32 protein-coding genes are annotated in these 26,660 nt (G+C 60.7%); 22 read left to right on the forward strand and 10 right to left on the reverse strand.

Annotated features, from left to right (window positions below; translation table 11 throughout):
* Window positions 1-263: 263 nt before the first annotated feature.
* Together AC0V6T_RS15320 and AC0V6T_RS15325 are read left to right on the forward strand one after the other, a co-directional pair.
* Window positions 264-887, forward strand: coding sequence for a YqaA family protein (locus AC0V6T_RS15320; RefSeq protein ID WP_486128635.1), 624 nt, complete (start codon window positions 264-266; stop codon window positions 885-887).
* On the forward strand, window positions 884-1,567 hold the full coding sequence (locus tag AC0V6T_RS15325; RefSeq protein ID WP_486128282.1) for an aquaporin: 684 nt from the start codon (window positions 884-886) through the stop codon (window positions 1,565-1,567). The genes AC0V6T_RS15320 and AC0V6T_RS15325 overlap by 4 nt, the downstream gene beginning before the upstream one ends.
* Here AC0V6T_RS15325 and spt read toward each other — a convergent pair.
* Window positions 1,557-2,792, reverse strand: coding sequence for a serine palmitoyltransferase (spt, locus tag AC0V6T_RS15330; RefSeq protein ID WP_486128284.1), 1,236 nt, complete (start codon window positions 2,790-2,792; stop codon window positions 1,557-1,559). The genes AC0V6T_RS15325 and spt overlap by 11 nt on opposite strands.
* Window positions 2,793-2,805: 13 nt before the next feature.
* Window positions 2,806-3,048, reverse strand: a complete 243-nt coding sequence (locus AC0V6T_RS15335) for an acyl carrier protein (RefSeq protein ID WP_007165537.1) — start codon at window positions 3,046-3,048, stop codon at window positions 2,806-2,808.
* A gap of 135 nt (window positions 3,049-3,183) precedes the next feature.
* Between AC0V6T_RS15335 and AC0V6T_RS15340 the strand changes: the two genes are divergently transcribed.
* The gene (locus AC0V6T_RS15340) at window positions 3,184-3,765 is read left to right on the forward strand and encodes a Pycsar system effector family protein (protein WP_486128287.1); all 582 of its coding nucleotides are present in this window, start codon (window positions 3,184-3,186) and stop codon (window positions 3,763-3,765) included.
* Between the two features lie 3 nt (window positions 3,766-3,768).
* Here the strand turns inward: AC0V6T_RS15340 and AC0V6T_RS15345 are convergent, their stop codons facing one another.
* Window positions 3,769-4,137, reverse strand: coding sequence for a response regulator (locus AC0V6T_RS15345; RefSeq protein WP_040464442.1), 369 nt, complete (start codon window positions 4,135-4,137; stop codon window positions 3,769-3,771).
* 83 nt (window positions 4,138-4,220) lie between these two features.
* On the opposite strand from AC0V6T_RS15345, the gene AC0V6T_RS15350 reads away from it, so the two are divergent.
* Genes AC0V6T_RS15350 through AC0V6T_RS15370 form a run of 5 tightly spaced genes read left to right on the forward strand, consistent with a single transcriptional unit; the run spans window position 4,221 to window position 7,449 of the window.
* A complete protein-coding gene (locus AC0V6T_RS15350; RefSeq protein WP_486128289.1) occupies window positions 4,221-4,496 on the forward strand; it encodes a DUF3572 family protein in 276 nt (91 codons plus the stop codon).
* Complete coding sequence (locus tag AC0V6T_RS15355) at window positions 4,493-5,113, forward strand: HAD family hydrolase (protein WP_486128291.1); 621 nt, start codon at window positions 4,493-4,495, stop codon at window positions 5,111-5,113. Before AC0V6T_RS15350 ends, AC0V6T_RS15355 begins: the two co-directional genes overlap by 4 nt.
* Before the next feature lie 4 nt (window positions 5,114-5,117).
* Window positions 5,118-5,573, forward strand: a complete 456-nt coding sequence (locus AC0V6T_RS15360) for a RidA family protein (RefSeq protein ID WP_486128293.1) — start codon at window positions 5,118-5,120, stop codon at window positions 5,571-5,573.
* The gene (locus tag AC0V6T_RS15365) at window positions 5,570-6,298 is read left to right on the forward strand and encodes a glycerophosphodiester phosphodiesterase family protein (protein WP_486128295.1); all 729 of its coding nucleotides are present in this window, start codon (window positions 5,570-5,572) and stop codon (window positions 6,296-6,298) included. The genes AC0V6T_RS15360 and AC0V6T_RS15365 overlap by 4 nt, the downstream gene beginning before the upstream one ends.
* Window positions 6,295-7,449, forward strand: coding sequence for a GNAT family N-acetyltransferase (locus tag AC0V6T_RS15370; RefSeq protein WP_486128297.1), 1,155 nt, complete (start codon window positions 6,295-6,297; stop codon window positions 7,447-7,449). The genes AC0V6T_RS15365 and AC0V6T_RS15370 overlap by 4 nt, the downstream gene beginning before the upstream one ends.
* 11 nt (window positions 7,450-7,460) lie before the next feature.
* Here AC0V6T_RS15370 and AC0V6T_RS15375 read toward each other — a convergent pair whose 3' ends face one another.
* Window positions 7,461-7,787 carry an SEL1-like repeat protein gene (locus tag AC0V6T_RS15375; RefSeq protein WP_007165529.1) on the reverse strand — a complete coding sequence of 109 codons (327 nt, stop codon included), beginning with the start codon at window positions 7,785-7,787 and terminating at the stop codon, window positions 7,461-7,463.
* Between the two features lie 323 nt (window positions 7,788-8,110).
* Here AC0V6T_RS15375 and dksA point away from each other — a divergent pair, with 323 nt between their 5' ends.
* The 8 genes from dksA (at window position 8,111) to AC0V6T_RS15415 (ending at window position 14,681) form a co-directional block, all read left to right on the forward strand.
* A complete protein-coding gene (gene dksA, locus AC0V6T_RS15380) occupies window positions 8,111-8,569 on the forward strand; it encodes an RNA polymerase-binding protein DksA (protein ID WP_007165528.1) in 459 nt (152 codons plus the stop codon).
* A 234-nt stretch (window positions 8,570-8,803) separates the two neighbouring features.
* A complete protein-coding gene (locus AC0V6T_RS15385; protein ID WP_486128300.1) occupies window positions 8,804-9,181 on the forward strand; it encodes a PilZ domain-containing protein in 378 nt (125 codons plus the stop codon).
* Between the two features lie 76 nt (window positions 9,182-9,257).
* Window positions 9,258-10,727, forward strand: a complete 1,470-nt coding sequence (locus AC0V6T_RS15390) for an ABC transporter substrate-binding protein (RefSeq protein ID WP_486128302.1) — start codon at window positions 9,258-9,260, stop codon at window positions 10,725-10,727.
* A gap of 90 nt (window positions 10,728-10,817) precedes the next feature.
* Complete coding sequence (locus tag AC0V6T_RS15395) at window positions 10,818-11,201, forward strand: DUF4112 domain-containing protein (RefSeq protein ID WP_156777386.1); 384 nt, start codon at window positions 10,818-10,820, stop codon at window positions 11,199-11,201.
* Window positions 11,202-11,251: 50 nt separating this feature from the next.
* The gene (locus AC0V6T_RS15400) at window positions 11,252-12,043 is read left to right on the forward strand and encodes a tryptophan 2,3-dioxygenase (protein ID WP_486128304.1); all 792 of its coding nucleotides are present in this window, start codon (window positions 11,252-11,254) and stop codon (window positions 12,041-12,043) included.
* Window positions 12,043-12,675, forward strand: coding sequence for an arylformamidase (kynB, locus tag AC0V6T_RS15405; protein ID WP_486128306.1), 633 nt, complete (start codon window positions 12,043-12,045; stop codon window positions 12,673-12,675). Before AC0V6T_RS15400 ends, kynB begins: the two co-directional genes overlap by 1 nt.
* The gene (kynU, locus tag AC0V6T_RS15410) at window positions 12,668-13,885 is read left to right on the forward strand and encodes a kynureninase (protein WP_486128308.1); all 1,218 of its coding nucleotides are present in this window, start codon (window positions 12,668-12,670) and stop codon (window positions 13,883-13,885) included. The genes kynB and kynU overlap by 8 nt, the downstream gene beginning before the upstream one ends.
* 88 nt (window positions 13,886-13,973) lie before the next feature.
* Window positions 13,974-14,681: a hypothetical protein gene (locus AC0V6T_RS15415; RefSeq protein WP_486128310.1), complete on the forward strand. Its 708-nt coding sequence runs from the start codon at window positions 13,974-13,976 to the stop codon at window positions 14,679-14,681.
* A gap of 38 nt (window positions 14,682-14,719) precedes the next feature.
* On the opposite strand, the gene AC0V6T_RS15420 is transcribed toward AC0V6T_RS15415, so the two are convergent.
* Entirely contained in the window at window positions 14,720-15,157 is a 438-nt protein-coding gene (locus AC0V6T_RS15420) for a potassium channel family protein (RefSeq protein ID WP_486128312.1), read from the reverse strand.
* Between the two features lie 57 nt (window positions 15,158-15,214).
* Window positions 15,215-15,808, reverse strand: coding sequence for an HNH endonuclease (locus tag AC0V6T_RS15425; protein ID WP_371170589.1), 594 nt, complete (start codon window positions 15,806-15,808; stop codon window positions 15,215-15,217).
* 169 nt (window positions 15,809-15,977) lie between these two features.
* Between AC0V6T_RS15425 and gluQRS the strand changes: the two genes are divergently transcribed.
* The 5 genes from gluQRS to AC0V6T_RS15450 all read left to right on the forward strand — a co-directional run bounded on the left by gluQRS (window position 15,978) and on the right by AC0V6T_RS15450 (window position 18,994).
* Complete coding sequence (gene gluQRS, locus AC0V6T_RS15430) at window positions 15,978-16,808, forward strand: tRNA glutamyl-Q(34) synthetase GluQRS (RefSeq protein ID WP_486128314.1); 831 nt, start codon at window positions 15,978-15,980, stop codon at window positions 16,806-16,808.
* A gap of 24 nt (window positions 16,809-16,832) precedes the next feature.
* The gene (locus tag AC0V6T_RS15435) at window positions 16,833-17,069 is read left to right on the forward strand and encodes an HIG1 domain-containing protein (RefSeq protein ID WP_007165516.1); all 237 of its coding nucleotides are present in this window, start codon (window positions 16,833-16,835) and stop codon (window positions 17,067-17,069) included.
* A gap of 11 nt (window positions 17,070-17,080) precedes the next feature.
* Window positions 17,081-17,668, forward strand: a complete 588-nt coding sequence (locus AC0V6T_RS15440; protein WP_486128316.1) for a cob(I)yrinic acid a,c-diamide adenosyltransferase — start codon at window positions 17,081-17,083, stop codon at window positions 17,666-17,668.
* 62 nt (window positions 17,669-17,730) lie between these two features.
* Window positions 17,731-18,600 carry a 3-hydroxyacyl-CoA dehydrogenase NAD-binding domain-containing protein gene (locus AC0V6T_RS15445; protein WP_486128318.1) on the forward strand — a complete coding sequence of 290 codons (870 nt, stop codon included), beginning with the start codon at window positions 17,731-17,733 and terminating at the stop codon, window positions 18,598-18,600.
* An 82-nt stretch (window positions 18,601-18,682) separates the two neighbouring features.
* Window positions 18,683-18,994: a hypothetical protein gene (locus tag AC0V6T_RS15450; protein WP_486128320.1), complete on the forward strand. Its 312-nt coding sequence runs from the start codon at window positions 18,683-18,685 to the stop codon at window positions 18,992-18,994.
* Window positions 18,995-19,049: 55 nt separating this feature from the next.
* Here the strand turns inward: AC0V6T_RS15450 and AC0V6T_RS15455 are convergent, their stop codons facing one another.
* Window positions 19,050-19,514, reverse strand: coding sequence for a hypothetical protein (locus tag AC0V6T_RS15455; RefSeq protein ID WP_486128322.1), 465 nt, complete (start codon window positions 19,512-19,514; stop codon window positions 19,050-19,052).
* A 48-nt stretch (window positions 19,515-19,562) separates the two neighbouring features.
* The gene (gene mutS, locus AC0V6T_RS15460; RefSeq protein ID WP_486128324.1) at window positions 19,563-22,190 is read right to left on the reverse strand and encodes a DNA mismatch repair protein MutS; all 2,628 of its coding nucleotides are present in this window, start codon (window positions 22,188-22,190) and stop codon (window positions 19,563-19,565) included.
* A gap of 177 nt (window positions 22,191-22,367) precedes the next feature.
* Here mutS and AC0V6T_RS15465 point away from each other — a divergent pair, with 177 nt between their 5' ends.
* A complete protein-coding gene (locus tag AC0V6T_RS15465) occupies window positions 22,368-24,629 on the forward strand; it encodes an NADP-dependent malic enzyme (protein WP_007165510.1) in 2,262 nt (753 codons plus the stop codon).
* A 93-nt stretch (window positions 24,630-24,722) separates the two neighbouring features.
* On the opposite strand, the gene AC0V6T_RS15470 is transcribed toward AC0V6T_RS15465, so the two are convergent.
* Together AC0V6T_RS15470 and AC0V6T_RS15475 are read right to left on the reverse strand one after the other, a co-directional pair.
* Window positions 24,723-25,223: a ferritin-like domain-containing protein gene (locus AC0V6T_RS15470; RefSeq protein ID WP_486128326.1), complete on the reverse strand. Its 501-nt coding sequence runs from the start codon at window positions 25,221-25,223 to the stop codon at window positions 24,723-24,725.
* A gap of 127 nt (window positions 25,224-25,350) precedes the next feature.
* Entirely contained in the window at window positions 25,351-26,592 is a 1,242-nt protein-coding gene (locus AC0V6T_RS15475) for an S-methyl thiohydantoin desulfurase family protein (RefSeq protein WP_486128328.1), read from the reverse strand.
* Window positions 26,593-26,660 lie beyond the last annotated feature (68 nt).

A 26,660-nucleotide genomic window follows, 5' to 3' on the forward strand; every position in this document is an offset into this window, starting at 1 on the left:
CCTTTCGGATTACCGGAAAAGAAAAGGCGACCCTTTCGAGTGAAAGAGCCGCCAGCTGCGCGTCCCGGTTGGCCCGGAAGCGAATCACAGATTTTTGATCCTTCACCTACCTAACCAAAGAGCGTGACGATGTCAAGATAAATGACCAAATAGGTTATCACAAATTGAGTTGCACGGGCGAGGGCTGTGCCTTAACCCCCCGCGCCAGAAACAGATAAGGACTTCCTTCGGTGGCTTGGCTGCGCGCTCTCTACAACTGGACGATGGACAAGGCCGCGCACCCGCATGCGGTTTGGTGGCTGGCCTTCTTCTGCTTCATTGAAGCCAGTTTTTTCCCGATCCCGCCGCATCCCCTACTGGGCCTGATGTGTCTTGCCGAGCCAAAGAAAGCGCTCCGGTTTTCTATCATCGCAACGCTGGCATCGGTCGCTGGCGGCTTGTTCGGCTACGCGATCGGATACCTGCTCTACGATTCGGTGGGTGTCCCGCTGCTGATGATGATCGGCCTTATCGACAGCCTGCCCGCAGCCAAGTGCACGTTCGACGAATACGGCGCATACGCGGTGACAATCGCAGCGGCGACGCCTGTCCCGTTCAAACTGCTAACCATCACCGCCGGTTTTCTGGCGATGGACCTGGCGCCCTTCCTCATCGCAAGCCTTGCGGGAAGGGCGCTGATCTTTGTGACGGTCGGCATCCTGTTCCAGATCTTCGGACGCCCCATCAAGCGGATCATTGATGAATATCTTGGCACCCTCACCACAGTCTTCGTCTTGCTCGTGGTCGGCGGTTTTCTGGCGATCACTCAGCTTGGCGGCGGTGATGACGAGGCAGGCGACGAGGACGTTTGCGCTGCCGCAATAGAAGAACCGGCGCAGCAACAGTGATCGAGAATTTCCGCCCCGGAGCCGCTCAGAAGGTCGTCTCCGAGGCTGTCGGGAGCTTCTTCCTATTCGTGGCCGTGATCGGCTCAGGGATCATGGCTGAGACGCTCGCTGGCGGGAACATCGCAATCGCCTTGCTGGCGAACACCGTGGCAACAGGTGCGATCCTCTATGTGCTGATCGCCATGCTCGGCCCGATTTCGGGCGCTCATTTCAATCCGGCGGTGACTTTTGCATTTCTCATTCGGCGCGAAATCAGCGCGAAGATGGCAGCGGCCTTCGTGTCCGCCCAGATCGTCGGCGGTGCAATCGGAGCTTTTGCCGCGCACCTCATGTTCGATCTGCCAGTCTTTCAGTTCTCGACAAAGGCGAGGGCCGGGATCGGGCAATGGACTGGGGAGTTCGTTGCGACCTTCGGCCTTGTGCTGACGATCCTGTTGCTCGTCAGGCTCCGACCGAGCGCTATCCCGGCGGCGGTCGGGCTCTACATCACCAGCGCTTACTGGTTCACCTCATCGACCAGCTTTGCGAACCCGGCGATCACCGTGGTGCGATCTCTATCGGACACCTTTGCAGGCATCGCACCGGTCGATGTGCCGCTTTTCATTGCCGCGCAATTCGCCGGGGCAGGGGTTGCAGTCGCGCTCGCCGCCTGGCTCGCGCCGAGGAACGTCAGGAGATAATCCCCACCGCTTTACCCGCACGCTCGAACATCGAGAGGATCGTTTCGACCTCTTCCGATGAGTGCTCGGCGCACAGCGAGCAACGCAGCAGCGTCATGTTCGCAGGCGTTGCAGGAGGACGGGCGAGGTTGACGTAGAGGCCCTCTTTCAAGAGCGCCTCCCACATCGCCGCGCCGCGTTCGAGGTCTGGCATGATCACCGCGACGATCGCGCTCTGCGGTTCGTCGGTGCCGATTTCGAAACCAAGCTCGGTAAGACCTTTATGAAGGCGCTTGGAATTCTCCCACAGATGCGCGCGCTTGTTCGCGCCGTGCATCAGCTTGCGGATCGAGGTGGCAGCGGTTGCAACCACGCTCGGCGGCAGGCTGGCAGTGAAGACATACGGACGGCAGACGAGCCGCAAGATGTCGAACTTGGGATGATTGGAGACGCAGAAGCCGCCGACCGTCCCGACGCTCTTGGAGAAGGTGCCAATGATGAAATCGACATCGTCGATGACGCCCTGTTCCTCGCAAACGCCGCGACCGTTCTCGCCGATGAAGCCCATCGAGTGCGCTTCGTCGACTAGCACCATCGCGCCGTAATTTTTGGCGATAGCGACCATTTCCTTGAGCGGCGCGACATCGCCGAGCATCGAGTAGACACCTTCGAGCACCACCAGCATGCCCGCGCCTTCAGGAATGCGCTTCAAGCGCTTTTCCATCGCTTCGATGTCGTTGTGGCGGAACGGCACGATCTCCGCATTGCCCATCGCGCAGCCATCATAGATCGAGGCATGGCTGTCGATGTCGAGGACGATATAATCGCCCTTGCCAGCCAGCGTCGAGATGATCCCGAGGTTCGCCTGATAGCCGGTTGAGAAGACCATCGCGTGGTCCATCGCGTAAAATTCCTTGAGCGCGTCCTCGCATTCCTTGTGCCCCTGATACGTACCATTAAGGACCCGGCTACCCGTTGTGCCCGAGCCGAATTCGGTCAACGCATCGCGGCCGGCATCGAGCACGTCCGGATCGAAGGTCATGCCCATATAATTGTAGGTGCCGAGCAGGATCGTATCGCGCCCGTTACAGATTGCGCGGGTCGGCGAGAGCACCTTCTCCATCACCAGATTGAACGGGTCTTCCACGCCGCTTGCGAGAAGGGTCTCGCGGGTCTGGATGATCGGATCGAACTTGGCGAACAGGTCCGCGCCCGGCGTCTTGGTCTGGGTTGCGCTGTCGGTCATGGGGGGTCTCTTCTTAGCTGCCTTGCAGCTTGTGCACGGCTGTGACGAGCTGGCCGTAAGTCTCGATCTCGGCCTGCTGGTTCATGCTGATGATGATGTCGAATTCGTCCTCGATCTCGGCGACGAAGTCCATCACCGTGAGGCTGTCGAATTCCAGATCGTTTGCGAAAGTCGTGTCATTCGTGATCGTCACGCCCTTCTTGTTAAAGGGTTCGATCAGCGCGCGGATGCGTTCATCAACTTCAGCTTCGGTCATCGTGAATATCGCTCTTTCGCAAATCTTGAGGCTTTGCAGGTCTCTGATGGCCTTGCAAAGCGTGGAGAGGCCAAGCTTGTCAAGCTTTCGCGCCGGTGGCACACCTTGTCCCTGCAATTGGGGAAAGTGTGGGGCATGGCACAAGTTGGGCCGGACATAGGGACTGAGGAAGGTACGGTAAAGGCCGCGCCTTCAGATGCAGCGCCCAAGGACCGCGAGTTCTCCGCACATGCAATCCATCTTTTGCGCACCTCGCAAATCAACACTCTGACACTTTCGCAGATGGCCGACCAGAAGGCTTCGATCCTGATCGGTGCGACCTTTGTCGTGTTCTCGCTGGCTGTGACCCGGCTGATCGGAACCGAGATAAGCTGGTCAACGGTTTCGCTGGCGGTGACCGCCTTCCTGTCATCGCTGAGCGCGGTTTTCGCGGTCATCCCCTCGCTCAGCAAACCGCCGAAGGATCTCAACCTGCTCAATCCGTTGTTCTTCGGGCATTTTGCGGCAATGGGAACCGATGAGTGGTCGGACGAGATACTTGATCGGCTGGAATGTGACGAAGATCTGTTCCGAACGATGCTCAGGGACATTCATCAAAACGGCCAAGTGCTTTACCGCCGCAAATACCGTTTTCTGACATGGGCTTACCGCATATTCCTGTTCGGACTGGCGGTGACGATGATGATCTATTTTGGCGAATCGATCACCGCCTCTTGATGGTCAGGTGGGCAGCAGCTCATTCACTGCATTCATGAACGGCATGATCGACACAGGTTTCGCAAGATAGCTGGCGGCACCGGCTGCGCGGATACGCTCTTCATCGCCTTTCGCGGCAAAAGCGGTAACCGCAAGCACCGGAATGTCCGATAGTCCGCTATCCTGCTTGGCCTGCGCGATGAGTTCGATGCCCGAAATTCCCGGAAGCTGAATATCCATGATGATCAAATCAGGTTGAACGCTTCGTGCTGTTTCGAGCACTTTTTCGCCTTCGGCCACAGGTTCAACCTCGAAACCGTTCGCTTTTAGCACGTCGCAGAACAATCTCCGGTTGAGATCGTTATCCTCGACAACCATAACTCGCTTTGTCACACCCGCGCCCCAAAGGTTGATCTACGAGATCAGCGTAACCCTGCAAGAAGGCCATCACAATCCCTCTCTCTACTGAAACGCAAATGGATCGCGGGCCGGCGCATGGCCCGCAGCGTGCCGCGACGCTCGCTCTCGCAGCGATCGGCTGGCTAATGCAGGACACTGATCGTGCAGAACGTTATCTGGCGCTGACCGGGTTGGACCCTGACTCGCTTAGAGCGGGCCTTGGCGACAATCAGGTGCTTTCATCCGCGCTGGATTTCCTCGCCAATCACGAGCCCGATCTCGTGCGCGCCGCCGAAGCTCTGGCGGTAACGCCCGAAGAGCTGGTGGCTGCCAGAAGGGAGCTTGCAGCATGAGCCGCCCACTCGTCATCAGCGATTGCGACGAAGTCATCCTGCACATGGTCGCACACTTCAAGGAATGGCTTGAGGAGAGCCAGGGCGTCAATTTCGACCTAGTCGGTGGTAATTTTGGCGAGGCATTGAGCTGGCAGAAATCCGGCAAGGTGCTCGAAGCCTCCGAGGTCTGGCGTATGCTTGGCGGTTTCTTCGACACCGAAATGGAGCGGCAATTGCCTATCGCAGGCGCGGTCGATGCGCTGAATGAGCTGAACGAGCATGCCGACGTCGTGATCCTCACCAACCTCGTGGATTTCCGCCGCGACAAGCGCGCAGAGCAACTTGCTGCTCACGGACTCCACGCCAAGGTCTTCACCAACCAGGGGCCAAAGGGCCCGGCGCTTCAAAAAATCATCGAAGAATATGCACCCAGCCGCGCGCTGTTCATCGACGATCTGGCGCAGCATCACCGCTCGGTGAAAGAAACGGCGCCTGACGTCGTTCGCTTGCATTTTTGCGGCGAGCCTATGATCGCCGATGGCATTGACTGCGCGCACGAGGCCGGACACGCCGATGCCAGGATCGACGTCTGGTCCGACGCGCTCCCTTGGCTCAAGGCACAATTGGAGAATTAGATACATGTCTATCGAAGAACGCCTTGCCGAACTTGGCATCGACCTTCCCGCTGCCGCTGCGCCTGTTGCGAGCTATGTTCCGCTCGTGGAGCATGCCGGCATCGTACACATTTCCGGCCAGCTCCCCTTTGTTGACGGCAAGGTGGTTACCGGAAGATTGGGCGAAGATGTCGATCTAGAAGGCGGGATGGAAGCTGCGCACGCATGCGGATTGATGATCCTTGCGCAGCTCAAGGCAGCTGGCCTGCTTGAGAAAGTCGAGCGCGTCGTAAAGCTTGGCGCTTTCGTTAACTCGACAGGCGATTTCACCGATCAGCCGAAGGTTGCAAATGGCGCATCGGACCTGATGTTCGAGGTCTTCGGCGAAAAGGGGCGCCATGCACGCGCGGCTGTGGGCGTGCCGGTCCTGCCGCTGGGTGCTGCTGTCGAGGTGGATGCTGTCATCGCCATCGCGCAATGACCCGGTGCAACGCGCCCGACTGGCTGGCCAAGTGGGAATACGCCCATCGCGGGTTGCACTCACCCGGTGTGCCCGAAAACTCGCTTGCCGCGGCCAGAGCCGCGATGGCCGCTGGCATGGGGATCGAGTGCGACATCCAGCGCAGCCTCGACAAGCAGCCCATGGTCTTTCACGACTGGGAACTGGGCAGGCTTACGGATGGATCGGGCCTGACCGAGGTTTTCAGCGCTGACGAGCTGGAAGCTCTGTTCCTTCAGGACAGCGAGGAACGGCCGCTCCGCCTATCAAGGTTGCTCGAAGAAGTTGCAGGCAAGGTGCCGCTGCTGATCGAGATCAAATCGCGGCCAGAATACGACGTGGAGCGTACCTGCCTGTGCACCGCCCAATTGTTGAAAGACTATGACGGGGAACATGCCGTGATGAGCTTCGATTACAAAGTGGGCGAATGGTTCGCTGCGAACTCGCCGGAAACCGTGCGCGGGCTGGTCTGCACCGACACTCTCGACCTCGGCTTTCTCGGTGCCTGGCGTGCGTCGGGAGCTATCGAGGCGGCCGCACCCGATTTTCTCGCCATGGACATTCGCGACCTGCCCTCGGCAATCCCCTCCATGTGGCGCGAGAGCGGGCGGCCCTTGCTAAGCTGGACTGTTCGCAGCGCTGAGTTGCGCGAACATGCCCTGGCGCACGTCGATGCCCTTATCAGCGAGGGCGAGGGGCTTGCGTGACGGCAAAGGCAGCTGATCCCGGCGAACTGACTGTCCGCCTCGCACCCGGAGTGCGGGAATTCGAGGCGGAGGAATGGAACGCGCTCGGCGGTTTTCGCAATCCATTTGTCAGCCATGCATTCCTGACCGCGCTCGAAGATTCGGGCAGCGTGGGGGAGGGCACCGGCTGGGACCCCGTGCCGATAGTCGTCACCGACGCTGAAGGTCGCCTCAAGGCCGCAATGCCCAGCTACGCCAAGGGGCACAGCCAGGGCGAGTATGTCTTCGATCACGCCTGGGCGGATGCGCTGCACCGAGCGGGGCGGCACTATTACCCCAAGCTCCAGATCGCCGTACCTTTTACGCCAGCGAGCGGACCGCGGCTGCTCTTGTCCGACGATGCATTCGCGCCACATCTGCTCAAAGGCGCGCAGGTCGTGTGTGAACAGAACGGCCTGTCAGGTGCGCATGCGACCTTTATCGAACCCGAACAGGTGCCATTGTTCGAGGCCGGCGGATGGCTGATGAGGAGCGATATCCAGTTTCACTGGCTCAATCGCGAATATGACAGCTTCGAAGGGTTTCTGAATGCGCTTGCCTCGCGCAAGCGGAAGAACCTGCGAAAGGAACGTGCGGCTGCGCAAGAAGGGCTCCGGATCGAGCGGCTGACGGGCGATGACATCAAGGAGCATCACTGGGACGCGTTCTGGGTGTTCTATCAGGACACAGGGGCACGCAAATGGGGCACACCTTACCTCACGCGCGAGGCTTTCACTCTGATAGGTGAGCGGATGGGCGAGAAACTGGTTCTCATCCTCGCATACGATAACGACGAGCCGATCGCGGGTGCTCTGAATTTTGTTGGATCGGATGCCATCTACGGTCGCTATTGGGGGTGCGCGCGCGATGTGCGCTTCCTGCATTTCGAGCTGTGCTACTATCAGGCGATCGACATCGCGATTGAGCGGGGCCTCCCACGGGTCGAAGCTGGCGCTCAGGGTGGGCACAAACTCGCGCGCGGATATGAGCCGGTCAAGACATGGTCAGCGCATTGGCTGGCCGATGAAGGGTTTCGCGCAGCGGTTGCCGACTTTCTCGAACGAGAACGAGAGGGCGTTGCTACCGATCAGGTATTCCTCGATCGCCGCACGCCCTTCAAAAAAGAGGACTGAGCCCCCGGCAATCAGGCGGCGCGGCGCTCTTCCGACAGCCAGCGACGCGCGCGGCGCTGAGCTTCGGCGATTTCGCGAGCGGTCATTTCGTCAGAGACGTCAGCGCGGCACCAGCCGGCTTCTTCGTGCCCACGCGATGCTGCAAGGTTGAACCACTTGTGTGCCTCGACCAGGTCGCATTCGACCCCATTGCTGCCGGTTGAATAGGATACGCCGAGATTGAAGAGCGCGGCGATGTCACCACCGGCTGCATCGGCTAAAAATCCAGCAATCGTCAGATCGATCGCACCGCTTTGAAGCGACCGGGCTTCTCCTGCATTGAACGTTTCAAGTTTCATTTCAATTCCCCGTTAACCCCCGGTCCATTCCCCCTTTGAGGTAAACCCCAATCGGACCGTGCACCCCCAGACCTCACGGATCATGGTCAACAAATGGTTAACGTTGCGCGCCTTTTTTCGCGCAGTATGAGGCTGATGCGCCGTATTTGAGCGGTTTTCGACATGCAATCGACCGGCGTTTGGCAAAGCGGCTTGCGGGGAATTGGCTGCTTGCCTATAGGCCGCGCGAGAGACGAGGCTTGTCATGCGGCAAGCGGGCCAAGGGAACATCCACGCAAAAACCCTGGAAGGTTTTGCGAGAGGTTTTGGGATTAGAGAACCAGATGGCAGCGGCGGCTTCTGACGACAGTAAAATTCTCGATAAAGCGAAGAGTCTTTTTCCTGAGAATTACGTCCCCAGCGACGACGAAGAATACATGAACGAGCGGCAGCAGGCTTATTTTCAGATGCTGCTGATCGAATGGAAGCGCTCTATTCACACAGCCGCAGGTCAAACGCTCCAGTCGCTTGCCGACGGCCCCATCCGCGAAGCTGACTTGAATGACCGCGCATCAAGCGAGACCGATTGGGGGATCGAGCTGCGCACCCGCGACCGCCAGCGCAAGCTTGTTTCCAAGATCGACTCCGCGCTGCGCCGTATCGACCAGGGCGAATATGGATATTGCGAAGTGACAGGCGATCCGATCGGATTGAAGCGCCTCATCGCAAGGCCCGTCGCCACGATGACTGTCGAAGCGCAAGAAGCGCATGAGCGCCGCGAGAAGATCTCGCGCGACGACTAGGCAACTTAGGTCTCTTCAACGCTCAAAACGGGCGTTGCGCATTCAAGTCTGACGATCTTTCGTTCCAGAATGAGACGCTAGTTCATTGAACCGGCGCTGCGGCCTTATTCTTTACGGCTCGTTTACCTCGAAGTCCTAGCTCCCCTCTTGCGTTCGGCGAGCGGTGCAGTGAACCTTGTCGAACGGGGGTCGAAAACAAAAAGATCATCCCGATGGGGCTAGGAGTTACTGCTAATGACGGGTGTCGAAACCAGAAGCGATTCACGCGACAGCCTATTCTTGCTTGCCAATGTGAGCATCGAGAACGAGAGCGAACAGCACCGGGTCCGTGTGCGCAATCTGTCCGATGGCGGTATGATGGGCGAAGGTCCCATGCGTGTCGCGCGTGGCAATCGCGTCACTGTCGAACTGCGCAATGTCGGTAAAATCAAAGGCAACGTAGCCTGGGTGCAAGACCAGCGCTTCGGTATCGCATTCGATGAAGACATCGACTCTCAGGCAGCCCGCAAGCCGAGCGGTACTCCGCAGGAATCGTCGGTCGGCTCTGCAGTGATGTCGCATGCACACCGCGCTCCACCGCCACCAAAACCGCAGAATATCCGCAAAGTCTGACACCGCACGCTATTCGCGTCGGCAGACACGACACTTTGGACTGAATAATCTCGCCCAAGCTGCTAATCCGGCAGGCGTGATACGATTCCTCGCTACCTTCCTGTCTGCACTTTTAGCCGCGTCCTGCAGCCCCGGTGGCGAGCGCGGTCCGGTCGACGTCGCGATTTTCGGAAACGAGAACGCGCTCTTTCAGCAGGGCGTGAGGCTTTCCAGCGCCGCCCAGCATTTGCGCGCTGCAACCAATGAAGGCCTCGTTGCGCTTGACCCTTCGGGACAAGTCGTCCCGGCGATTGCCGAACGCTGGATCGTTACCGATGACGGGCGCAGCTACATCTTCCGACTTCGCGACGCGAATTGGCCCGATGGCGAGGAACTGACGGCCGAGGACGTGCGGACCGCTCTTCGGGAGAGGATTGACCAGCTCGAAGGAACGTCACTGGGCCTCGATCTCGCCAAAGTGACGGAAATTCGCGCAATGACCGGGCGGGTCGTCGAGTTGCGCTTGTCGGGACCGATGCCCGAATTCCTCCGCCTCCTCGCTCAACCCGAATTGGGCCTGACCAAGCGAGGGAGCGGTGTGGGGCCCATGGTCATGTCTCGCGACGAGGATTCTTCTCTGGCGCGCCTTAGCGTTCTCCCACCTGAGGCGCGGGGCCTGCCTGCTCGTGAAGACTGGGAGGATCTTTCGCGCGGGCTGACCATTCGTGCAATCAGCGGGCAAGCGGCGGTCGATGCCTTTACCAGCGGCGAGGTTGACCTGCTTCTCAACGGTACAATCGCGACCTTCCCGCTCGCGCAGTTGGGACCGCTTTCACGCGGGACAGTTCAGGTCGACCCTGCGCTCGGCTTGTTCGGGCTGATCTTTCGCAGCGATGCGGGCCTGCTTTCCGATCCCGACCGACGCGAGGCGCTATCGATGGCAATCGATCGAGCGGCGCTCATCCAGCCTTTCGGGCTTGGCGGTTGGCGAGCGAGCACCTGGATTGTGCCGTCCGACCTTTTCACTCCGCAGCGTTATCCCGCCTCGCGGTGGGACGACCTCACTTTCGAGCAGAGGCAAGCAACCGCCCGTGCGCGCATTGCTGCATGGGAGGCTGAGACGGGCGAGGAGGCAAGCGTCACGGTCGGAATGCCCGGCGGACCGGGGAGCGAGTTGCTGTTTCGTCAGATCGCCACTGCCTGGCAGTCGATCGGGGTCAGCGCGACACGCGTTGGAATGGGTGAAGGCGGCGACCTTGAATTGCGTGATCGCCTCGCGCGCTATTCCTCGCCCCGCTGGTTTCTCAACCAGCTCAACTGCACCATCGAACTGGGCCTGTGCTCTCCGACTGCCGACGACCTTGTGCGAGATTCGCTCGAACTGCGCGATCCGGCAGCCAAGCAGGCGTTGCTCGCAGAAGCGCATGCCGAATTGGTTGCAACAGAGGTCTTCATTCCCTTCGGTGTACCCGTGCGTTGGTCGCTCGTGCGCGGTGCGGTGAGCGGATACCAGGCGAACCCGTGGGGCCTGCACCCCTTGTTCCCGCTGTCGGAGCCCACCACATAGATTGGAAAGGAGAGTGCAATGAACGGTCCAGAAGGACCCCGCCGCCCTGTGGTAGAAAACCCATTTGCAGAGCGTCCCCAGGTCATGGGCATGTCGCTGCCAACCGGCACCGATCCCGCATCGGTCCGTGCCCGCGTAGAGGCGATGGAAATGCTGCTAGAACGCAGCTTTCGCGTGCCGGGCGTCAACGTACCTATCGGGCTCGATGCATTGATCGGGCTCGTCCCGGTGATCGGCGATTTCATCACCACCGCGCTTGGCGCCTACATCGTGTGGGAAGCCCGCAATCTCGGCATGTCGAAGTGGCAGCTGACACGCATGGGCACCAATGTCGCGTTCGATACGCTGCTGGGCCTTGTTCCTCTGGTCGGCGATGCGGCGGACTTCGTGTTCCGCTCGAACACTCGCAACCTGCGGATCATCAAGAAGCACCTCGACAAGCACCACCCCGAAACGCGCGTCCTCGAAGGCTGAGCCGCTCACGGCTGGTTTCAATCGATACCGTCTTGGTCTAGCGGTGAGGCATGGCCGACACCGTCACTTACACGAGCTATCTCGACCTCGGGAAAATCCTCGACAGTCAGCATCCGGCATCGGGCGCGCATGACGAGATGCTGTTCATCATCGTCCACCAGTCGGGCGAATTGTGGCTCAAGCTGTGCCTTCACGAATTGACGCTGGCGCGCGAGCATATCGAGGCGGATGATCTGCGCCCGGCGTTTAAGATGCTTTCACGCGTGGCGCGGGCGCAGGAGCAACTGATCCAGAGTTGGGACGTGCTCTCGACCATGACCCCGCACGATTATTCGACGATCCGCCCCCATCTCGGGTCTTCGAGCGGCTTCCAGTCCCCGCAATACCGGATGATGGAATTCATGCTCGGCGCGCGCGACGCAAAGCACATCCGCCTCCATGAAAAGACCGGCGACTGGTCACAGCGCCTCGAGAGCGAAACGACCCGCGCGAGCATTTACGATGCGGCGATCCGTCTTCTGGCGAAGCGCGAATTTGCGATCGACGCGGATGTGCTGGAGCGGGATCCGACCAAGCCTTACGTCCACAATGCCAGCGTCGAGGCTGCTTGGGCCCAGATTTACCGCAAGCCGAGCGCGCATTGGGACCTTTATGAACTCGCGGAGAAACTGGTCGACCTCGAATATCACTTTCAGCGTTGGCGGTTTGGCCACCTGAAGACGGTCGAGCGAATCATCGGCTTCAAGCGCGGTACGGGTGGGACGCCGGGTGTGCCTTACCTAGAAGGCGTCTTGAAACAGGCGTTTTTCCCCGAGCTTTTGAGCGTCAGGACCGCGATCTGATGGCTCGCAAGATCTGGGACATTTCGCAGCCGCTGCGCCGCGACCTGCCGGTCTGGCCGGGCGATACCGCCTTCACGCAGGCGCGCACGTGGCAGATGGAAGACGGATCGCCGGTCAACGTTTCGGCGCTGACCTTGTCGACCCACTCAGGCGCTCATGCCGACGCGCCGCTGCACTATTCGCAGGAAGCGCCGGACATCGCCTCGGTCGATCTCGATCCTTATCTCGGCGAATGCCTGGTGGTCGATGCACGCGGGGTGGGGGCGCTCATTGAAGTCGGCGATTTGCCTCACATCAATTCTGCCGACCGCGTGCTCTTCCGCACTTTCGAGAGCTTTCCGCACGAGGAATGGGACGAGCAAACGACCGCGATTGCACCTGAGACGATCGAATGGCTCGCCGTGCAAGGCGTGAAGCTGATCGGGATCGACGGCCCCTCGATCGACCCCCAGTCCTCGAAGACGATGGACGCGCACAAGGCGGTGCTCAAACACGATATCCGCGTGCTGGAGGGGTTGGTGCTCGATGACGTGGAGGAGGGACGATACGAATTGATCGCTCTCCCACTCCCCATTGTTTCCGGCGACGCATCGCCGGTGCGGGCCATTTTGAGGGAACTCACCGATGCTTGATCGCGCCCGCGAACTCGATGCGGCCGATCCGCTCGGCGCCTACCGAGACCGCTTCGTAGTGCCAGAGGGCGTGATCTACCTCGACGGCAATTCATTGGGCTGCCTGCCCAAAGCAACGCCTGCGGCCATGGCGCGGGCGGTGGAGCGCGAATGGGGTGAAGGCCTCATCCGCAGTTGGAACGAAGCTGGCTGGTTTGACCTCGGCGCGCGCGTGGGCGCAAAGATCGCCCCCTTAATCGGCGCGCAGCCTCACGAAGTCATCGCCTGCGACACCGTAAGCGCGAACCTCTTCAAGCTGATCGCAGCTGCGCTCGACATGAGGCCGGGGCGCAATGTGATCTTGTCCGAGCCGGGTAACTTCCCGACCGACATTTACATGATTCAGGGTCTAGAGCGGCAGGGCTTGGCGACCCAGCGCCTTGCGCCGCGCGATCAGATACTCGCAGCGCTCAACGATGATGTCGCACTGCTGATGCTCACCCACGCGCATTATAAGTCGGGCGAGTTGTTCGACATGGCGGCGCTGACCAAGGCTGCTCATGATGCGGGTGCGCTGGTCCTGTGGGACCTGTCGCATTCGACCGGAGCGATGCCGGTCGATCTCAATGGCGTGAACGCGGATTTCGCCACCGGGTGCGGATACAAATATCTGTGCGGCGGCCCGGGTGCGCCTGCCTTCGCATTCGTTGCAGAGCGGCATTTTGCGGACCTCAGGCAGCCGCTCACCGGCTGGTTCGGCCATGCGCGGCCATTCGCTTTTTCCGACGAATACGAAGCCGCTCCCGGTATCGAGCAATTGCAATGCGGCACCTCGCCCGTCCTTGGTCTCACCGCGCTTGAAGTCGGGGTGGACCTCATCGCAGAAATCGGAATTGGTCGGCTTTATGCAAAATCGCAGGCGCTTTCTGAGCATTTCCTCGAATGCCTGTCTCAGCTCGGCATCAAACTCGATCTCGTCAGCCCGCCCGTCGCCAGTGAGCGCGGCAGCCAGCTCTCCTTTCGCCATCCGCAGGCCTACGCGATTTGCCAGGCGCTGATCGCGCGCGGCGTTATCGGAGACTTCCGCGATCCCGATATCCTGCGCCTCGGCTTTGCACCTGCCTATCTGCGTTTCGAAGACATGGCCGAGGCTGCGCGGCATCTGGCTGAGGTGCTCGGAAGCGACGAATGGCGGCGAGACGAATTCAACCGTCGCAGCGCCGTCACGTAATCGCCCGACTTTTCCCTCGCGCAAACTTGCCAGCGTGAAAGAGCCTTGCCATCCCTTGTCTCGCTACGCGAACTGGGGGGTGAGCACGATGGCAGATACCGCGAGATCCGGCCGCTTTTTCGAGATCATGGGGTGGATCTTCCTCGCCCTCGTCATCGCAGGCTTTGGTACATTGCAGGTGGTCAGCCCGGAACTGACCAGCTCGATGCGCCCGACGCTCCTCGTGCATATCGTGCTCTTCCTGGCTTGGTATGCCCTCCTGATTGTCCAGCCGCGCCTCATCGCGGCCCGCGATATCCAGACTCATATGAAAGTCGGCAAAGCCAGCATCGCGCTAGCTTTCGCAATGGTAATCATCGGCTTTGTCGTGATCCGCGAAGCCTACCTCAAGCCCGGCTGGTCGATCGCCGGAATGTCCCCGCAGGCATCGGTGATGTTCCCGTTCACCGACATGATTTTCTTCCCGCTCGCATACGGACTGGCGATCTTTAATCGCCGCAAGGCCGACGCGCACAAGCGCTTCATGCTGTTTGCCGGCATGGTGATGCTCGATCCGGCTTTGGCACGCCTCGTTGGAGGGCTGGGACTGCCGCCGCCGCTCATCATGGCAATCGAGCTGACGCTGGTTGCCTCGGTATTCATCTATGACCGCAGGACGCTTGGACGGGTACACCCCGCGACATGGGTGGGCTCGGCCATGATCGTGCTGACTTATCCGGCGGTCTTCGCATTGGCGCAAACACAGGGGTGGAGTGACTTCGTGACTGCAATGCTCGGAGCCGCGCCGACACCCTAGCTTCGAAGGCCTTACCGACTTGTGCGCGCAGCAATAGCTTAGCTCTTCCCTGTCCCATTGTGCCGCCAGTGTCTCTCCATGAACAGAAAGGTAGCCGAAGCCGTCCAGGTGACCATGACGAGACCATTCAAAGCTTCGACTCCGCTGAGCAGGCGAACCTGTCCGGTGGGGTAAATGTCGCCGATGCCGAGCGTCGTGTAGCTCGTGATGGAGAAATAGAAGGCATCGTAGAAAACGCCTGTTTCTGGTCCTGCAATCGCTCCCACTGACCAGACATGCTCGAGCAAGATAAAGCCTCCGGCATAGAGGAGCACGTGAGCGATATGCGACACGATCGCCGACGACAGCATGATCCAAAGGCGTGTGCGGGGGCGCACCTCAAACTCATCAGCCCCACGCGCAGCGAGCCTGAGGGTCTCATAGTGAATGAGGATCGTAGCTGCGATCAGCAACGCTGATAGTGCAATAGCGGCCATTCCGAAATCATCGAACGGATCGCCGCCAAACGCAACAATTGGCGCAAGAGGGGTTTTCTAGGCCTCCAGCTCGATATCCCAGTAGAGCCAGTCCCGCCACGTCTCGTGGAGGTAGTTGGGCGGGAATTGCTTGCCGTGCTGTTGCAGCTGCCAGCTGGTCGGGCGGATTGGCTTCATCCGCACGGGCATGTGCGCTTGTTTGGGTGTGCGTCCGCCCTTCTTCATGTTGCACGGCGCGCAGGCGGTGATGATGTTCTCCCACGTGGTCTTTCCGCCGAGCCTTCGCGGCATGACGTGGTCGAACGTCAGGTTGTCGGGGCTTCCGCAATACTGGCAGCTGAACTTGTCGCGCAGGAAAACGTTGAAGCGTGTGAAGGCGGGAAACTCGCTCTGTTTCACATATTGGCGCAGCGCGATCACGCTCGGGATCTTCATGTCGAGCGATGGCGAGTGCACCTCGCGGTCATAGCTCTCGACGATGTCCACCCGGTCGAGGAACACCGCCTTGATCGCGGTCTGCCAAGGCCACAGGCTCAAGGGATAATAGGAAAGCGGGGTGTAGTCCGCGTTCAGGACCAGCGCGGGGCATGCCGACAGGTTGCGTGTCGGGTCCTCCTCAGCGCTGCGGAACTTGGCCGCCGTTTCGATCAGTTCGCTTCTGAACACGGGTTAGCGTTCCTCCCTGATTGAATGGAACATGCCGTGGCAACTTTAAGAGTCAAAGTCGTGACAATGTGGCTATCCACAGGGACAGCCTGTGGATGACCTGTGAAGAGCGAAAGAATATGACCTTTTTGCAGCCTTGTGTCATGTCTGGTGCATGAGCGACCTTCCCCTCGTAACGCGATTTGCGCCAAGCCCCAACGGGCATTTGCACCTGGGGCACGCTCTTTCGGCAATCGTCGCGCATGACATCGCGAAGGCCGCAAACGGCCGATTTCTCATGCGGATCGAGGACATAGACGGCCCGCGCTCGCATCCTGAACTGGCCGACGAGTTTCGCCGCGATCTCGAATGGCTGGGGCTCGAATGGGAAGAGGTTCCCGCTCAATCGACCCGGCTTGACAGCTATGCCGAGGCGGCGAGTGATCTTGTCGAGAGGGGCTTGCTTTATCCGTGCACCTGCACGCGCAAGGAGATTGCCGCGTTGCCGAAGCGCACCGGCTCGGACGGCCTCGAATTCCCCGGCTCCTGCCGCGACAAGTGCGATGGCGCAGCGGGCGACGGGGCGGCGCTCAGGATTGATGTCGAGCGGGCGCTTGCCGAGGTAGGCGAGATCGTCTGGGTGGACGAGAAGATCGGCTCGGTCGTTGCTGATCCAAGGGCGCTCGGTGACGTCGTAATAATGCGCAAGGATCTGCCCGCAAGCTACAATCTCGCCGTTACTCTCGACGATGCCGCTGACGGTGTGACGTTGGTAACGCGCGGGGAGGACCTGCTTGAGACCACGCATATTCACCGCGTTCTGCAGGAGCTTCTGAAGCTTCCTGTGCCGACCTGGCACCACCATGAACTCGTTCTCGACGAAGGCGGTGAGAAGCTTGCAAAACGGCGTGGATCGCCGCCTCTTTCCGACCGCCGAAAGGCCGGAGAAGACGGACTCGTGCTTGCCGAGCAAGTGCGGTTGCGCAATTTCGAGCTTGGAAATTAGGGCCCGACCGCCCATTTAACCGTCATGAATTACATTCTCGTTCCCATTCTCGTCATCCTCTGCATCCTCGTGGTCGTATCGCTGGTGCGCGGGATTATCGCCTTTCTCAAGACGACCAAGATCGATCTTGAAAGCGGCGAGGCCGAGACCGTGACCGAGATGCAGATGTTGCAGAACAAGGCGATGTTCTCGCGCATCAAGTACCAGGCCATGGCGATCGCGGTCGTGGCGGTGATTGCCCTGCTTGCAAGCGGCGGCTAACCCGCTGGCCTATGGTCAAGCTTAACAAGATCTATACGCGCACCGGTGATGACGGGACAACTGGCCTCGTCGATGGGTCACGCTCACCCAAGCATTCGGCGCGGATCGCAGCGATCGGCGCGGTGGACGAAGCGAATAGCGCGATAGGCTTGGCACTGGTGGCCACGGGCCAGGAAACGCCCATCGGTGGAACGTTGCTGCGCGTGCAGAACGACCTCTTCGACCTTGGAGCAGACCTGGCGACGCCGAAAGGCGCGCTTGATGGCGAAGATTTCGAACCCGGCGAAATGGTGCTGCGCGTCGTGCAGGGCCAGGTTGACTGGATCGAGACACAGATCGACCACTTTAACGAAAAGCTTGAGCCGCTTTCGAGCTTCATCCTTCCCGGCGGAAGCGAGGCAGCGGCCCGCATGCACGTTGCGCGCGCCTCGACCCGTGCGGCGGAGCGCGCTGTTACGGCGCTCGCGGAGCTTGAGCCGGTTAATCCGGCGGCTTCATCCTACGTGAACCGCCTGTCAGACCTGCTCTTTGTGCTTGCCCGCTGTTGCAATGCAAACGGGGCGGACGACGTGAAATGGGTCCCCGGCGCTAATCGCTAGCCAGCGCGCTGCATCCTCGCTAGTGAGCGCGCTTTGCTGCACTTGCGAAGGGAAATGACGCCATGCGGAATATCGCCGTTATCGGAGCGGGCCAGATGGGCACCGGGATTGCTCAGACTGTTGCTGCGCATAGAATGCAAGTGATGCTGTCCGACGTCGACCTCGCCACTGCTGAGGCGGGCAAGGGCAAGGTCGAAAAGGCGCTGGTCAAGCTTGCAGGGCGCGGCAAGATCGAAGCGGACGACGCTGAAAAGCTGCTCTCGCGCATCACTCCTGTCGCCGACTATTCGCCGATGACGGATGCCGACCTCATTATCGAAGCCGCAACCGAGCGCGAGGAGATCAAGAACGCGATCTTCGAAGCGGCTGGCAAGGTCCTTCGCGAAGACGCGATCATGGCCTCGAACACCAGTTCGATCCCAATCACACGCATGGCGAACCATTCGCCCGATCCCGCGCGCTTCATCGGCCTTCATTTCTTCAATCCCGTTCCCGTCATGGGCCTGATCGAGGTTATTCCGGGCCTCGCAACCGCCAAAGCGACAACCGAAACCGTCACCGCGTTTGCCGAAGGGCTGGGCAAGGAAGTGGTGTTGAGCCAGGACGAGCCCGGCTTCGTCGTGAACCGCATTTTGCTGCCGATGATCAACGAAGCGGTCTTCGTGCTCGGCCAATCGACTGCCGGGATCGAGGATATCGACAAGGGCTGCCGCCTTGGCCTCAACCATCCGATGGGTCCGCTCCAGCTTGCTGACTTTGTCGGGCTCGACACCTGCCTCGACATCATCAAGGTGCTCTACAAGACCACCCGTGACAGCAAGTATCGTCCCGCGCCGCTTCTCGTGAAATATGTCGAAGCTGGCTGGCTGGGGCGCAAGACGGGCCGCGGTTTCTACGATTACACGGGTGAGGCGCCGGTTCCGACCCGCTAAGGCACCGTCCTGCCGTCACGGCGCTGATCTTTGTGGAACTCCTGGCGGGGCGAAACGGTATCTCTCATGAAGGAGAAACCCGATGACCGACACGACCAAGCCGCTGAGCCAGGAAGAACGCATGTCTTCGCTCGCCCCCGAAATGCATAATGACGAGCAGGACGATCACCGCAGTCAGGCGCAGGAAATCGCCATGCAGGCCAAAGAGCACGCTCAGAATGCAGCGTCGACAGAAGGCCTGAAAGTGGCATCACCGGGCGTCGACAATGTCGCAGGCAGCGAAACCGACATGATCGACCAGATGCGCGACATGGAAGACAGCGGCCACATCGACAATGACGCGTTCGCTGGTGAGCCGAACCACGACGACAACGTCGACAAGTACGACAGCTAAGAATCTATCGGAAAATGGTACGAGCGCCTGGCGAGAGCCGGGCGTTTAGCTGTGTTCAGAAGCCTTCGCCGGGCTGGGGAACCCTGTCGCCGACCGCTGTCGATGGTGCGCGAAAATCCCTTGCATTGGGGTTGGGGCCGCTCTCGCTGCCGCCTCGGCCTCTGGACGCAAAGCTGCTCGTCGAAGAACTGCCGCTATCCTCGGGCTCGTAATCGCCGAAGTCCACGTCGAGCTCGCTCGCGCCTTGCGAAAAGCCGTTTCCGCCTTGCGAACTTGCTGCCGGGCCTACGTTCCAGTCGTCCGACAATCCATCATCCGACCACCCGCTGACGGCCACCTCCTCGGCGGGATTTTCTGTCGCTGCTTGCGCTTCCTGCTCGGCGGCGGCGCGCTCGTACTGGTTCGGACCGGAGGGAGTCACGAAGGATCCCGCTCCGAGCGAAATCACGACGGCTGATGCCGCGACGACACCGACAAAAGCGAGCGTACGCTTCGGGTTTCCAAGGACGTTTTTCGACATAGTCCCACTTGCTTATCGCAGGGTGGTTAAGGTTTGGTAGAAGCGTGTTCAGTCTAGCGAGCGCTTGAGCTCGTATAGCAAATCCAGCGCATCGCGCGGCGAGAGGGCGTCGAGGTCCGTTTCGCGCAGTTTGGCCGCGAGCGCATCTTCGGGTGTCGCCTGTGGCTCAGGCAGGGCGGCGGCAAACAACGGAAGTTCGCCGAGTCCGGCAGCGAGACCACCGGTTTCCTCGCGAGAACGCTCCAGCTTCTCCAGCACCGCCTTTGCCCGCGCCACCACATCTTTGGGGACACCGGCGAGTTTCGCAACGGCGAGGCCGTAGGATCTGTCCGCCGGGCCCTCTGCGAGCTCATGGAGGAGGACCAGATCACCCTTCCATTCGCGCGCGCGGACATGGTGAAGCGAAAGGCTCTCACAGCTTTCGGCGAGGCGTGAAAGCTCGTGGTAATGCGTTGCGAAGAGGCAGCGACACTCGATCCGCGAATGCACCGCCTCGACCACGGCCCATGCGAGCGCGAGACCGTCATAGGTCGAGGTGCCGCGTCCGACTTCATCGAGGATGACGAAGCTGCGCTGCGTCGCCTGGCTCAGGATCGCTGCGGTTTCGACCATCTCGACCATGAAGGTCGAACGCCCGCGCGCGAGATTGTCGGATGCACCAACGCGGCTGAACAGGCGGTCGACGAGCCCAATTCGGGCCGACGCGGCCGGCACGAAACACCCCGCCTGCGCCATCAGAACAATCAGCGCGTTCTGACGCAGGAAGGTCGATTTACCGCCCATATTCGGGCCGCCGATAAGCCACAGGCGGTCGTCGCACCCGAGGTTGCAATCATTCGCAACGAACCGGTCGCCTGCCTTGGCGAGTGCGGCTTCGACGACGGGATGGCGGCCTGCCTCGATGTCGAGCGCGTATTCCTCTGAGATCTCGGGGCGGCACCAGTCGCCCTCGCTTGCGCGCTCGGCATTAGCGGCGCTGACATCGATCCGGGCGAGCGCGGCGGCGGTCGCGGCAATAGCCTCGCGCGCTTCGACGACTGCTCCTACCAGTTCCTCGAAATGCGCCTCTTCGGCTGCGAGCGCGCGCCCGCCTGCTTCCGAAATGCGCGAGGCTTCTTCGTGCAACGAAAGCGAGTTGAAGCGGACTGCGCCTTTCATCGTCTGCCGGTGCGTGAAGCCGCTGTCGGGCGCCATCAGGGCATCGCCATGGCGGCTGGGCACTTCGATGAAATAGCCAAGCACACCATTGTGCTTGATCTTGAGCGAGGCGATGCCCGTTTCCTCGCGGTAGCGCGCTTCCATCGCGGCAATCGCGCGCCGTGCATTGCCGGAAACTTCGCGCAATTCGTCGAGGCTCGCATTGTAGCCTTCAGCAATAAATCCGCCGTTGGAACGCTCGGTCGGAGGAGACGGAACAAGCGCCCGGGACAACAGATCGGTCAGCGCGCCGTGTCCTGAAAGCTGGGGCACGAGCGCTTCGAGCAGGGCAGGGCGGTCGTCCTCACGCGACAGCCAATCATAGAGCCGCCATGCTTCGCCGAGCCCGTCACGGATCTGGCCAAGGTCACGCGGACTCCCGCGTCCCGCCACCAGCCGTCCGAGAGCACGGCCGATATCAGGCAGGGCGCGGAGCACATCGCGCAAGTTCGCGCGCTCGATCGGTCGCTCGCGCCAGAATTGTACAAGCGAGAGGCGGTCGTCGATTGCAGCGTGGTCGAGCAGCGGCGCGGAGAGGTCTTGCGCGAGCAGCCGCGAACCGGCGCCAGTCGAGCAGCGATCGAGCGCTGCAACGAGGCTGCCCGTGCGCGCTCCGTTCTGGCTTTCGAGGATTTCGAGGCTCCCTCGCGTTGCCTCGTCCATCACCATTCCAGCAGAATTGTCGCGCAAAACGGGCGGCAGCAGCAGCGGTAAAGTGCCGCGCCCCACGTGGTGGAGATAACCGATCAATCCGCCCGCCGCGGCTAACATGGCGCGCGAGAAATCGCCGAAGCCATCCAGCGTGGAAACGCCATGGACCTTCTGCAATGCGTCGGCCCCGCTATCGCTAGAAAATGCGCTGCGGGCGTGGAAGCTCGCTTCTTCCGGTCCGTGCTCCCACCCCTCGGGCACAACGACTTCGGTCGCGCCGAGGCGTGCGAGCTCCGCGCCAAGCATTTCGGGCGAGCACTCTTCAAGCGTCATCGTCCCGGTCGATATGTCACAAGCCGCAAGCCCAATCGTGCCGCGCACATCGGCCAGCGCGACTAGCAGATTGGCGGCGCGGGGGTTAAGCAGTGCCTCCTCGGTCAGCGTGCCCGCCGTGACGAAGCGCACGATGTCGCGCCCGACCAAAGCCTTTGACGCGGGCTTTCCTTCGCGCTTGGCACGCGCCTTCGCCTCGTCGGGCGTTTCGACCTGCTCGGCAATCGCGACCCGCTGTCCCGCCTTGATCAGGCGCGCGAGATACCCTTCCGCTGAATGCACCGGCACACCGCACATTGCGACCGGCTCGCCGTCGTGTTCGCCGCGAGATGTGAGGGCAATGTCGAGAATGTTAGCCGCGACTTTCGCATCGTCGAAAAACAGCTCGAAAAAGTCGCCCATTCGATAGAACAGCAACGACCCGCCCGCCTCGCTCTTGAGCGCAAGGTATTGCTCCATCATCGGAGTGGGTTTGGACGTATCGGATCGGGCCATCTGTCCGGGTTAGCGAGGGTCCAGCCAATTCGGGAGTCGGCCCCGCGCACTTATCCAACGCGCACTTCTGGATCGCGCAGTTGCAGATGACGCATTGGGCCTATCATCTGTCACGCAAGGCAGCTAAGTCTGGCGCAACACGAAAATTTGGTGGGATTTGAAGGGGGGACTTCGATAATGGCTGATGCACCCAAGGGCGGCTTTACCAGCCGCGAGGCGCTGTTTTATCACGAGACCGGCAGGCCCGGTAAGATCGAGATCGTCGCAACTAAGCCGATGACCTCGCAGCGCGACTTGAGCCTTGCCTATTCGCCGGGCGTCGCGGTTCCGGTCGAAGCCATCGCCGAAGACCCCAAGCTTGCCGCACGATACACCGCCAAGGCTAATCTCGTCGCCGTGATCTCGAACGGGTCCGCGATCCTTGGCCTCGGCAATCTGGGCGCGCTTGCCTCCAAGCCGGTGATGGAAGGCAAGGCGGTGCTGTTCAAACGCTTTGCCGACGTCGATTCGATCGATATCGAGCTCGACACCGAAGACCCCGAAGCCTTTATCAACGCGGTTGCGCTGATGGAGCCGAGCTTTGGCGGCATAAACCTTGAAGACATCAAAGCGCCCGAATGCTTCATCATCGAGCAGGCGCTGCGTGAGCGGATGAATATTCCGATCATGCACGATGACCAGCACGGCACTGCGATTATTACCGCAGCTGGATTGCTCAACGCCTGCTATCTCACCGACCGCAAGATCGAGGATGTGAAGGTCGTCGTGAACGGCGCGGGCGCAGCGGCTATTGCGTGTACCGCCCTCGTCAAGGCGATGGGCGTGCGTCACGAAAACGTGATCATGTGCGATCGCAAAGGCCCGATCACACCGGGCCGCGAAGGGGTCGACCAGTGGAAAAGCGCGCATGCGGTCCAGACCGATGCGACGACACTCGAAGAAGCGCTAAAAGGTGCGGACATTTTCCTCGGCCTCTCGGCCGCGGGCGCTCTCAAGCCTGAATGGGTTGCGGAGATGGCGGACAAACCGATCATCTTCGCGATGGCCAACCCGGTCCCGGAAATCATGCCGGACGAAGCCAAGGCCGTGCGCGCCGATGCGATTATTGCAACCGGGCGCAGCGACTTCCCGAACCAGGTCAACAACGTCCTCGGCTTCCCGTTCATCTTCCGCGGCGCGCTCGACGTGCAGGCGACGACGATCAACGAGGAAATGAAGGTAGCCGCCGCAACGGCGATTGCCGAGCTCGCGCGCGAGCGCGTGCCTGAGGAAGTTGCGAGCGCTTACGGCAAGAACCAGAAGTTTGGCACCGACTACATCATTCCGGCCCCCTTCGATCCCCGCCTGATCGAGGTGGTCTCGTCTGCTGTAGCCAAGGCTGCGATGGATTCGGGCGTTGCCCAGACCACCATCGACGATTTCGAAGCATACGGCATTTCGCTGCGCTCGCGCCTCAACCCGACGACCTCGGTACTCACCGGGGTCTACAACGAGGCCAAGGCGAACCCGAAGCGCATGGTCTTTGCCGAAGCGGAGGAAGAAGTCGTGCTGCGCGCCGCGATCCAGTTCCGCGATTTCGGCTACGGCACACCCATTCTCGTGGGCCGGACCAAGGCGGTGCTCGACAAGCTGCATCAGCTGTCCGTCTCCGATCCAGGCGGCTTCGAGATCCAGAACTCGGCCGACAGCGAGCATGTGCCCGCGATGGTCGACTTCCTCTATCAGCGTCTCCAGCGCCGTGGATACACGCAGCGTGACGTGCGACGGATGGTCAATCAGGAGCGTAACGTCTTTGCTGCTCTGCTGGTCGCGCTTGGCCATGGCGATGGCATGATATCAGGCGTCACGCGTACTTATGCGCAGACCATGCGCGAAGTCAGCCTTGTCCTCGACAAGAAGGCGGACGCGCTTGCATTCGGCATTCACATGATGATTGGCAAGAACCACACGACCTTCCTTGCCGACACGACCATCAATGAACGTCCCACCAGCGAGGAACTGGCCTATATCGCCAAGGAAACCGCTGCGGTGGCCAGGCGCATGGGTCACGAGCCGCGTGTCGCGTTTCTTTCCTATTCGACCTTCGGCAACCCCTCGGGTCAGTGGCTCGGCAATATTCGCGATGCGGTTGCGATCCTCGACCGCGACGGGTGCGATTTCGAATATGAGGGCGAAATGGCTCCCGATGCCGCGCTCAATGACAAGGTCATGGGGCTTTACCCCTTCAGCCGACTGTCGGGGCCAGCCAACGTGCTGATCATGCCGGGGCTGCAATCGGCCAACCTGTCCGCCAAGCTCCTGCGTGAGCTTGGCGCGAACACGACCGTCGGACCGATGCTGATCGGTATGGAAAAGCCGGTCCAGATTGTTCCGATGACGGCAGCGGCGCCCGATCTGCTCACGCTCTCCGTCCTGTCGAGCGCGGGGATCGTGGGCTAAGGCCAGCGTGTCGAATGCGCATGAAAAAAGGGCCCGGGATCAACTCCCGGGCCCTTTTTCGTGAGGTCAGTTAGATACGACCAATCGTGGTTTTCACGCCGCCATCGCTTCGGCGTTCACTTCGCCGGTCGCGATCGAGGTCATGCGGCGGTCGCCATCATAAGTGTTGTCGAGGCATTCCTGCAGGACCTTGGCGTCGTCTTTGAGGCCGAGGCGCTTTGCGAATGCCACTGCGGTTCCGTAGCCGGCGAGACCGTAGTGGGTCATGCGCTGATACTGGGTAATGATCGACGCATCGAGAACGTCCTTGTCATCGATGTCGGCATTGATTGCGTGGGCCTTGGCTTCGTTGACGAGGCCTTCCATGCCCTTGCAGTGTTCGCCATTGGGGTTGGCGTCATGGTTTTGGATCAGGCCTTTGACCTTTTCCATGCCCTTCGAAATGCCGCAGGTGCCATCTTCAAGCGCGGCGCGCAGCTCTTCCGAGGTCGCCTTTTCGTGCAGCTTTTTCGTCGCGTCGAGCGATTGCTTGTCGGCGCTGTAGATGTCCTGAAGCTGGTCGATATAGAGGTCTTTAAGGGTGCTGATAGTCATGAGCGGGGTATTCCTTCGTTTGCGGGGGTTCTCAACCAGCTAATGAAGTCAGGCCGCCAATCGTTCCAACAAAACTCGTTATAATTCCGTCACATAAGTTCAGCCGGGAGTCGTCCGCGACGAGCCGTTAGGAAGCGCGCTCATAGAGGGCCTCAATTGGCACGTAATCGAGATCATATCCGAAATAGCGCGGGCTGAAGACTTCAAGACCAGCCTCGCTCCGCCACAGCGGATCGCATCGGAAGCCAAGCACTGCGACGCGCTGACCGCGCTCATATCCGGGGTTCACGATCCCATCTCCGCTCTCCACGTCGATGATGCTGATGAGGTCGGGGCAGGTGGCGACCACTGCTCCATTGCGGCGTGCGACGAGATGCTCGTTCTTGACCTGCGTTTCGAACCTTTGTGCGGCGAAGCCGTCTGTTCCCGCAAGTGTGACTTCCCCGACCAGAAACCCATCCTCGTCGCGCCAGTCGAAACCGGCGACTGTCCCGGTGAACAGCAGGTAGCCATCAGCAGCCGCGCGGGCTGCTTCGATTGCGTCAGAGCCTGCGGCCTTCGCCTCGCGCACTGCTGTGCCGATCTTGCGCGAAAGGGTAAGGCTCTCGGTCACGAGAGTGCCTTCACGTTTGGCGAGCCGTCCGGAAATCGGACTGTCCGTCACTCCGCACTCGCGGCTCACCACGGCGATGGACCTCAGGATGTCTTCGGCCCGCGTCGGGTCGCCCAACGTCTCGACTATCATCTGGTCGCCAAAGGGCGTTGCGGCCCCGATGGGCGTGAGCGGAATGCCTGCGACCTTGACCGAATGCTGGTTGATCTCCGGCACGGCGCGCCCGACCGTGTCTGCATCGAGCGCAGGCACGCCGAGGCGGGCGGCGATCGAAAGCCCTTCGGCAAGGCTGAGCGGCCCGATCTCGCCCATGATGACGCCAGCGAATTTCTGACCAAGGTGGCTTTCGAGGGCTTCGAAGGCAGCCTGGACAGGAACCTCGACCCGGTTCTCGATCGCGTCGAGCCGAGCCTGCATGTCCGCGCTCGTCTCGGCGAGGCTCGCAAGACCATAGGGGCACGCTACCCTGTCGCTGTCCGCGAGCGCTTCAACCGGCAACATCGAGAATGTAAGTCCCGCGCTCAGGTCTTTGGCGATCAGTTCACGTGCCTCAGAAAGGCTCCCGCCGCCGCCAGTTCCGAGATAGGAGCTCCCGACCAGAATGTCCTCGAGCGCCTGCGCATCAAGTTCGGTGCTCGCGCCCGCCTGAGCGCGCTCGGGACGCTCTGCGCTGTCGCCGGGAGAGATCTCACGGCACGCGGCAAGAGTGCCCGCCGCAACTGCCAGTCCACCCAGAAATTGTCTACGCGCTACCATCTTCGCCTCCCCCTTCGCTTCGGGAGTGGCACAGTGACGATTGCGAGGCAATCAATCTATCCGCGTCG

Source organism: Erythrobacter sp. S158 (assembly GCF_057364915.1).